General features: G+C 65.8%; 13 protein-coding genes and 1 pseudogene. 7 read left to right on the forward strand and 7 right to left on the reverse strand.

Annotated elements, in window-relative coordinates; genetic code table 11:
• Positions 1-47: 47 nt before the first annotated feature.
• The 3 genes and pseudogenes from AX685_RS23055 to AX685_RS23490 form a co-directional block, all read right to left on the reverse strand.
• Complete coding sequence (locus tag AX685_RS23055) at positions 48-224, reverse strand: hypothetical protein (protein ID WP_231729669.1); 177 nt, start codon at positions 222-224, stop codon at positions 48-50.
• A 15-nt stretch (positions 225-239) separates the two neighbouring features.
• Positions 240-284 (reverse strand): annotated as a pseudogene (locus tag AX685_RS23485) (hypothetical protein); the annotation flags it as partial.
• A 155-nt stretch (positions 285-439) separates the two neighbouring features.
• The gene (locus tag AX685_RS23490; protein WP_158229987.1) at positions 440-700 is read right to left on the reverse strand and encodes a hypothetical protein; all 261 of its coding nucleotides are present in this window, start codon (positions 698-700) and stop codon (positions 440-442) included.
• Between the two features lie 164 nt (positions 701-864).
• Between AX685_RS23490 and AX685_RS04430 the strand changes: the two genes are divergently transcribed.
• Positions 865-1,182: a flagellar hook-basal body complex protein FliE gene (locus AX685_RS04430; protein WP_066485829.1), complete on the forward strand. Its 318-nt coding sequence runs from the start codon at positions 865-867 to the stop codon at positions 1,180-1,182.
• Between the two features lie 25 nt (positions 1,183-1,207).
• Here AX685_RS04430 and AX685_RS04435 read toward each other — a convergent pair whose 3' ends face one another.
• Entirely contained in the window at positions 1,208-1,849 is a 642-nt protein-coding gene (locus AX685_RS04435) for a recombinase family protein (protein WP_231738552.1), read from the reverse strand.
• Between the two features lie 110 nt (positions 1,850-1,959).
• A complete protein-coding gene (locus AX685_RS04440) occupies positions 1,960-2,172 on the reverse strand; it encodes a hypothetical protein (RefSeq protein WP_066485832.1) in 213 nt (70 codons plus the stop codon).
• Between the two features lie 185 nt (positions 2,173-2,357).
• On the opposite strand from AX685_RS04440, the gene AX685_RS04445 reads away from it, so the two are divergent.
• Positions 2,358-2,582: a hypothetical protein gene (locus tag AX685_RS04445; RefSeq protein ID WP_066485841.1), complete on the forward strand. Its 225-nt coding sequence runs from the start codon at positions 2,358-2,360 to the stop codon at positions 2,580-2,582.
• A gap of 413 nt (positions 2,583-2,995) precedes the next feature.
• Complete coding sequence (locus AX685_RS04450; RefSeq protein ID WP_231738553.1) at positions 2,996-3,661, forward strand: DUF2231 domain-containing protein; 666 nt, start codon at positions 2,996-2,998, stop codon at positions 3,659-3,661.
• Between the two features lie 441 nt (positions 3,662-4,102).
• Here AX685_RS04450 and AX685_RS04460 read toward each other — a convergent pair whose 3' ends face one another.
• Complete coding sequence (locus tag AX685_RS04460) at positions 4,103-4,405, reverse strand: hypothetical protein (RefSeq protein ID WP_066485845.1); 303 nt, start codon at positions 4,403-4,405, stop codon at positions 4,103-4,105.
• Between the two features lie 226 nt (positions 4,406-4,631).
• On the opposite strand from AX685_RS04460, the gene AX685_RS04465 reads away from it, so the two are divergent.
• The 3 genes from AX685_RS04465 (at position 4,632) to AX685_RS04475 (ending at position 6,338) form a co-directional block, all read left to right on the forward strand.
• The gene (locus AX685_RS04465; RefSeq protein ID WP_066661607.1) at positions 4,632-5,240 is read left to right on the forward strand and encodes a YgjV family protein; all 609 of its coding nucleotides are present in this window, start codon (positions 4,632-4,634) and stop codon (positions 5,238-5,240) included.
• A gap of 71 nt (positions 5,241-5,311) precedes the next feature.
• On the forward strand, positions 5,312-5,896 hold the full coding sequence (locus AX685_RS04470; protein WP_066485850.1) for a GNAT family N-acetyltransferase: 585 nt from the start codon (positions 5,312-5,314) through the stop codon (positions 5,894-5,896).
• On the forward strand, positions 5,883-6,338 hold the full coding sequence (locus AX685_RS04475) for a hypothetical protein (RefSeq protein WP_066485853.1): 456 nt from the start codon (positions 5,883-5,885) through the stop codon (positions 6,336-6,338). Before AX685_RS04470 ends, AX685_RS04475 begins: the two co-directional genes overlap by 14 nt.
• Before the next feature lie 187 nt (positions 6,339-6,525).
• Here AX685_RS04475 and AX685_RS04480 read toward each other — a convergent pair whose 3' ends face one another.
• The gene (locus tag AX685_RS04480) at positions 6,526-6,942 is read right to left on the reverse strand and encodes a MerR family transcriptional regulator (protein ID WP_021224446.1); all 417 of its coding nucleotides are present in this window, start codon (positions 6,940-6,942) and stop codon (positions 6,526-6,528) included.
• A gap of 63 nt (positions 6,943-7,005) precedes the next feature.
• On the opposite strand from AX685_RS04480, the gene AX685_RS04485 reads away from it, so the two are divergent.
• A complete protein-coding gene (locus AX685_RS04485) occupies positions 7,006-7,422 on the forward strand; it encodes a mercuric transporter MerT family protein (RefSeq protein ID WP_004213257.1) in 417 nt (138 codons plus the stop codon).
• Positions 7,423-7,492 lie beyond the last annotated feature (70 nt).

The following is a 7,492-nucleotide window of genomic DNA, read 5'->3' on the forward strand; positions in this document are numbered from 1 at the left end:
GGGTGGGACAAATAACGCGGCCGCCCTGGACGGCCTCCGCCACGCGGTCACACGGCGGCGGGAGCGTTGGGCTGTAGAGTCGCCACAATGGCCTCGTCGATCAAGGCTTCCAGCTCGGCCGGTGGCAGGTCATCGAACCTGGCCCGCACCTGTTCGATGGTTTGACCAAGCGCCTGCCGCGCCCGGTGCTCGCGCAACACGCGCTGCACGGTCGAGCGCGACACGCGGAACAGGGTGGCGAGTTGGGCGGGGGAGCCCTGGCCGGACTCGGCCTTGGCGATGATCTCGGCGCGCCAAGGGACGCTGCGAGCATTGCCGTCGCCCGCATGGGCGCGATGTGCTGCACCTCGGCGATGGGGTCTGGTGGGACGAGGACGTGGGCCGCTGGCGTGACGGGCAGGGCAGGGGGGTTCGCCGCCTGCCGAAGCCTGACGATCTTTCACGCGCGCAACCGGGGTTCGCCGGTATCGACCCGCCCGCCTCGATGCGGGTCACGCGCGTCGTGCTCGCCAGCGCGCACCTGAACCACGATCCCGGCGACAACCGGCTGCGCAACCTCGCCGCGCTCTGCCAGTGATGCCACATGCGCCACGACGCCGGCGAGCATCGCCGGCGCCGCTGGCTCAACGCCTTCCGGGTGCGCGCGATCGGCGACCTGTTCGCCTGAACGCGCCGCTCGCCCGTCCACCGGCGCGACCATCACACGGGGGCGACAAGGCCGCCTGCCGGAACGAGCGGAATGAGCACTCATCGACTAACGCGTCGTTTACTAACCCTAAGGGTTTAGAAAGGATGATGGCGTCGCGCCGCTTTACCCGCGCATTACGGAGGGCTCCCTTGGCCATTTCCTCAGTCGATAGCGTGATGGCGGTCCGCAACGCGATCCTGCAACGCAACGCGGCGCTGGGAAAAGCCGTCGCCCCTTCGCCAGCCCCGATCGGCGGTGCGGAAAGCACTGCGCCGGCCTCCTTCGGATCGGTGTTCACCGATGCGATCCAGAAGGTCAATGCGGTGAACGCCAAGGCCGGTGCTCTCACCGTCGCCTATGAGCGGGGCGAGGAAACCGACATTGCTAAGGTCATGCTCGCCCGCCAGGCGTCTTCGATCGGGTTCGAGGCGACGCTCCAGGTTCGCAACAAGCTGCTCTCCGCTTACAAGGACATCATGAGCATGAGCATCTGACGGGCAAGGGTGACGCCACTTCCGCTTAGCCATCCGCTTGCGCCTGCTCGCTATCGCGCAAGCGCATCACCGTCTGGCGGCTGGTCTTGTGCCGCCTCGCCAACGCCGAAAGGCTCTCGCCGCGCGCAAGACCGGCGAGGATTGCCGCGCGGGTCGCGGGGTCGAGTGAGTGCGGGCGGCCGAGCCTCTTCCCCTGTCCCCGCGCGCGCGCCAGCCCTGACTGGGTGCGCTCGACCAAGAGGTCGCGCTCGAACTGGGCGACCGCGTTGATCACGCCCATCGTCATCTTGCCCGCCGAGCTGGTCAGGTCGACCCCACCCAACGCCAGGCAATGCACCCGCACGCCGGCTCCCTCAAGCCGGGCCACGGTCGCGCTCACGTCGATGGCGTCGCGGCCCAGCCGGTCGAGACGGGTGACGACCAGCACGTCGCCCGCCTCCATGCGGTCGAGGAGACGCGCGAAGCCCTCGCGCCTTGCGATCGCTTCCGAACCGGACACGGTCTCGCTCACCACCCGGTGCGGCTCGACCGCGAACCCCGCGGCCGCGATCTCGCGGACCTGGTTCTCGGTGGTCTGGCCCGCGGTGGACACGCGGGCATAGGCGAAGGTGCGCGACACGGCCCTGATCCGTTCACAAAGGGTGTCCGGATCCTTGCCGCTGTTCACAATCCTGTCAAGCTAGGTTGCGGACGATCGCGCCGGCCCTGTCCGAAACCCTTCGGTTTCGGACAGGCGAGTAGCAAGGAGCCGCCGACCTGGCAAACGCCTCGACCGGCTCACCTCGCTTCACCGTTCACCGAGTTGGAAGCGGCCGAGCTGTCGCCGCTCTGCTGATCAGCCGTCGGCGACGACGGGTGGTCGTGCTCGGTGATTCCCGTGAAATGATTGAGCTGATCCTCCGAGATGTTCTCCGGTTCGCGTGTTCCGCACGCAGAGACGAGCAGGGCCGCCAGAACGGCGACTCCGTAGCCAAGCATGTTGATCCTCATCGCTTCTTCTCCGGTTGGAGTGCTGGGCTGATCTTCGATCCTGCTCACGATGGGAGCGTCCGCGGGTGCGACCTCCGCTCCACACCGGATCCTTTCTCCACGATAATGAGGGCTCAGGCATCCTGTCGCGTAGTATCTCATGAGCAGATCGACCATTGCCGTCTGCCCGTGGGAGTGGAGAGATTATGATCACAACACACTTCGCAGCCAAGCTGCTTCAGGCCGTTGCGGCTATTGGCATCGCCACCGCCGGCGTCAGCGCGGCGTCGGCGCAAACGAGCGGTGGCTCGATGGCCGGGATGAAGATGGCACCCGGTGCCAAGATGGCCACGAAGGGCAAAAAGGCCGCTCCGAAGAAGACCGCCCACCACAAGGGCGGACATCAAAAGGCTGCGCCGAAGCCGAAGTGAAGCCATGTCGGACGGACGGCTAGCGGGTTGCCAGTAGCGAACGTGGCAACCCGCTGGAGAAAGCAGGTCTAGCGGCCTGCCACTACCGGGTAGATGTGTTCTGACCTTTCCCCGGAGAGCGTCGCGTGCAAGCGGCGCTCAAGCGGACGATCAGGTGCTCCTGCCGATGCTTCCGCAGAAAAGGCAAAGCTACTTCTCCGCTTTGAATGCTGGCGTGATCGCGACGCTTCTGTCTTAGGGTTGGATCGTCCGCAATTGAACTGTGTGTCTCACCCGTGCAGGCAGGGCGCATCGGGAAATGCCAAGCGCTAGCGAGGGCAAACGCCTCGTGCTGCGTATCCACAAAGAGAATCGTCAAAGAAAGCGCTTGGCCCATGCGGAATTCGAAGCTGACCTTGTTGCTGGCGGCGCTTATGCTGGGCATGGCGGGACCGGCGCTCGCCCATGAGGATCACGACGCGCTCGGGGCCGGACCGGGCAATACTCAGGCGAGCCGGGCGGCAAGCGACGACCATGCAGGCATGGCGGGGATGAACGACAACGCGGTCGGCCCGGCGGACGCCGCGATGGGCCAGGACGTGGCTGCGGACGACATGGCGATGGGCCACGGGCACGACGAGGCCAACGCCAGGAACAAGACCTTCGGGCAGCGCTTGGTAAGCTGGCTTGGCCGCCTGCACACGATGGTGATCCACTTCCCGATCGCCATGATCATTGGCGCGCTGGCGGTGGAGCTGTTCGGGCTTTGGCGGCGCAACGCATCCTACCAGGAAGCGGCGCGGGTCATGCTGATCGTCGGCTCGCTGGGCGCGATCGTCGCGGCGTTCCTCGGCTGGTTCGCCGGCGGCTTCTACCTTTCCGATCGCAATCCCGTGCTGATGACTCACCGGTGGCTCGGCACCACGCTGGCGGCACTCTCGGTCGTGCTGGTCTACCTGGCGTTCCGGGCGCGGCGGGCGGCGGAGCGGCCCCGCACCGCTTACTGGAGCCTGCTCGGCGCGGTCACCATCGCGATCGCCGTCCAAGGCTGGCTCGGCGGATCATTCATGCACGGCGGCCTGAACCACCTCGCCTTCTGAACGACACGCCGGATCGACATACTCGGCTCGCCAAGGCGGCGAACTGTTTCACCGGGCTTGGTCCGGCGTAACCGCGGGGGCGGGAGCCGGCCGGGGCGAAGGATGCCGCGCGGGGAACAACGGCACGCCACCGCCGTGGTGGCCATAACTATAATCGCCCATGTCGAGCTGAAGAAGGCAGTTGGCGTAGCCCTCCGTCCCGGGCTGGAAGCCGTAGCTCGCGCACGCGGCCTGATGGCGGGCGGTCATCTCTCGGCGACTGACGCAGCCGGCAAGCGCTGCCAGCAGAATGAAGGTGGAGAGGGCCTTACGAAGAGGGCGCGGCATTGCTCGGGTCCGATGAACGGACGACGCCCGGACGTTGAGCGACCGCCCGTCATCAACATGCGCCTATCCGCACGGCCTGCCAAGCCCGATGCCCGCTTGTGTTCCCAACGCGACCTAGTGGCCGCGATAGGGATCGTGCTCGCCCTCGCGATGCTGGTTGTAACCGTAACCCGACCCATGGCGGCGCGCATAATAGCCGTTTCCAACATAATGCCGGTTGCTGGCGTAGTAGCTCCCGTGTCGATTGCGGCGATCATAATCCCGATAGCGGTTGCCGTAGCCGTGCTGATCCCGGCCATGCTCGTTGCGGGCCTGCCATCCGCCATGCTCACGGTCTCGCGCCAGCGCTGCGCTCGGGGCGAGCATGCCGGCCGTGGAAGCCAGCAGCGCCGCAGCTGCGATGAACTTGCGCACCATCTCGGTTCTCCTTCCAAGGTCCGCCCGATGGCGGATTGGCCCCTGACTAGATGGGCTGCCTTGAAACAGGTCTGAATGGCCCCGTCAGCGCCCGTTCAGTCGTACCCCGCTCACCAAGTAGGTACGACTTGGTAACCTTGATCCTTCATGATGCTCACCGGCTGGCGGCATGCGGGATCCTTTGGTGCAATCGTTATTCGAGACAATAACCCTGGCGGGGAACCCGGTGACGCTGCTCGGCCTCACCGGACTCGCCTGCGTTGCGGCCTGGCCATTTCTCCGCGATCGTCGCAGCGCTCTCGCCGTCCAAAGCGCCGGCGCCCTGGCCTTCGCGATGCATTTTGCGCTTCTGGGGGCGTTCACCGCCGCAGCCGCGAGCGGCTTGTCGCTCGTGCAGCTTCTGGTCGCGATCACATCGAGCGATCCTCATCGCCGGCGTTCGCTGGACGGCTTGATGCTGGTCGCGTTGATGCTGCTCACCATCATGACCTGGCATGGAGCGCTGTCCGCGCTCGTGGCGTGCGCCAGTGTGATCAGCATGCGCGCGCGGTCCCAGAGATCGATTGTCCGGATGAAAGCGACCTTTCTCGTCGCTGCTCCATTCTGGCTGGCCCATAACCTGCTCGCAGGGGCGTATTTCGCGCTGGCCGTCGATCTGGTGTCGGTGGTCGGCAACCTGGCCGGGCTTATCATCGCCACCAACCGTGATCAGCCTCGCTGGACGGCCATCGGTTCCAATGTCGCGCGCTTCAAGGCCGTCATGGTTGGAGCTTGCTCGACCCTGCGACTGCCGGTTGGAGGCAAGCCCACCCAAGCAGCGGCCGCCGCCTCTTGAGCCGGAGTGCTCTCCCCAGCACGCCCATCGGCATAAACCGCGCGCGCAGGCATCCCGCGCACGTTGTCAGGTTGACCCTAGGGCAGTCGCCGATCGTACTGCGCGCCGCCTCGGTCGCCGACGCCAAAGCGCTTGCACGTTTGAAGATCGTGCTGAGCGCCGAAACGGAGCACATGGTGCTCGACGTCGCGGATCGTCGGGCGCTGCTACGGCGCACGCTGGAGGAGTTGACCGCCGTCGCGCGCAGCGAGCGGGGCATCTTCGTTCTGGAGCGAAACGGAAGCTTGCTGGGATACATCGACGTGCACGGTGTGCTGGGCGAGGAAGCCGCCGAGTTCGCCTCGTTCAGCCTAGCGCTCAGGCAGAGGTGGCGGGGGCTGGGGCTAGGCTCGGACCTGGTGTCGGCCGGGGAGGCGTGGGCGCGACGGAGCGGCTTCATTTTTCTCGTCATTCTCGTGGCGACGCGCAACGAACGTGCGCTCGCGCTTTACCAGCGGCTTGGATATACGATCTGCGCCGACCTCAGAACCGCGGGCGACGTGCGCAACGGCGTCGGCGACCATTATACAATGGGCCGTATGATCGCGCCCTGGCGGTCCGCGCCTCCGACCACATCCACCCTGAAATTCACCGAGCTTTCGTATGCCGCACAGTAAGTTGATCCTGTTGTGCCTGCTCGCGCTGGAGTATCCGAGCGCCGGCATCGCCCAGGAGCAAGCGCCGGCGAAGCCACGAACGGCGGCTGGGGCGTCGACGTTCATTCAGGATATGCTGACGCGCGGACCCGCGGAAGTGAAGCCTTGGCCGGGGTTCGTGCGAAGCGCGAAGATTGTTACGGTCACGGTGAAAGGCAATTGCGCGGTCACGATGGCGCTCGCCGACAAAAGCAGGATCCAGGTCATGCTCGACCGCGTGGTGGCCATCCGGCCGCTCTACTCGACGAACGCGCCGCAATCCTCGGTCGAGATCAGGAGCGGCGTACAGCCCTATGACGGCATTGACATCTTCGTCGGCGACAACGACGCCGTACGCCGGGTCACCGAGGCGCTCAGCTTCCTGCGCACATCCTGCGACACCACGTCCCGGACGGGGTTCTAAAGGGCCGTTTGAGAATAGCTTGAGCGGCGGCGGGCATCATTCAAGCTAGGAATGTGGCCCGAGCGAGCCGTAGCCGGATGGCTGATTTGAGCGACGCTCAGAAAATTCGGCACGGGGTTGTGACACCTGCAAACCCTCGGAAACGCTAGGGCAGGATGGCGGTGTCACAACCGACCGGTTTTGACACCTAAGTGGTTGTATATTGGTCAAGCAATTCGATCACGGCACAACTCGCCGCCCCGTCGCCCTCGCAACGGTCGATCGTCGTGGCAAGCAGGCTTTCGAGTTGCGCTAGGTCTGCCATTTTCGCGCGAACCCGCTCCAGGTGGTGGGCCGCGATCTCGCGGACCTCACTGCACGACGCCTGCGCGGGACCGCCAAGTGACAGGATCGCGCGCACCTCGGCCGGGGTGAAGCCGAGTTCACGCGCGCCACGGATGAATCCAAGGACGCGGACGTGGCCGGCCCCATATACTCGCCGGCCCCCGCTCGTGCGGGGTGGGGTCGCCACAATGCCGACGCGCTCGAAATAGCGGATCGTCTCGATGTTCACGCCGGTTCGGCGCGACAACTCGCCGATAGCTAGGCCTTTCTCATCCCTCATAATTCGCTTGCTCCTGTAGCCGCTACAGGAGGCATTAGGGGGTTATTCCGCCGGAGACGACTGATGAATAAAAGGATTTTGCCGCACGAAACCCTGGCCGCTTCCGCATCGCCACGCCGCGCCGACGCGGGGCTATCCGCCCTGGGTGCGCTGGCGAGCTTCGGCGCGGTCCTAGCCGCCGCATCCTGCTGCGTCTTGCCGCTCGCGCTGGCGGCGCTGGGCGTGGGGGCGGGCCTGTCGAGCACCTTCGCCGCGCTGATGCCTCTGCGCTGGGCCCTGACGGCGCTTTCCCTCGTCGGCCTGGCTGCCGGGTGGTGGGCGTATGTGCGGCGTCGGAGGACCTGCGCTGCGGATCGGTCCTGCACCGTGACCCTACCGTCCCGCGCAACTCCGATCATGCTCACGATCGGCACGACCCTGACGCTGACCGCGCTGATATGGGATCGCATTGAAGCGCCGCTTATAAAGGCGCTTTCCTGATGCAGCTCACCTCCACGCTGACCTGTCCCGAGTGCGGCGGTGTCGCGACCGAGACGATGCCCACCAACGC

It is taken from the genome of Sphingomonas sp. CCH9-F2 (assembly GCF_001556735.1).
Taxonomy (GTDB): Bacteria; Pseudomonadota; Alphaproteobacteria; order Sphingomonadales; family Sphingomonadaceae; genus Sphingomonas; species Sphingomonas ginsenosidimutans.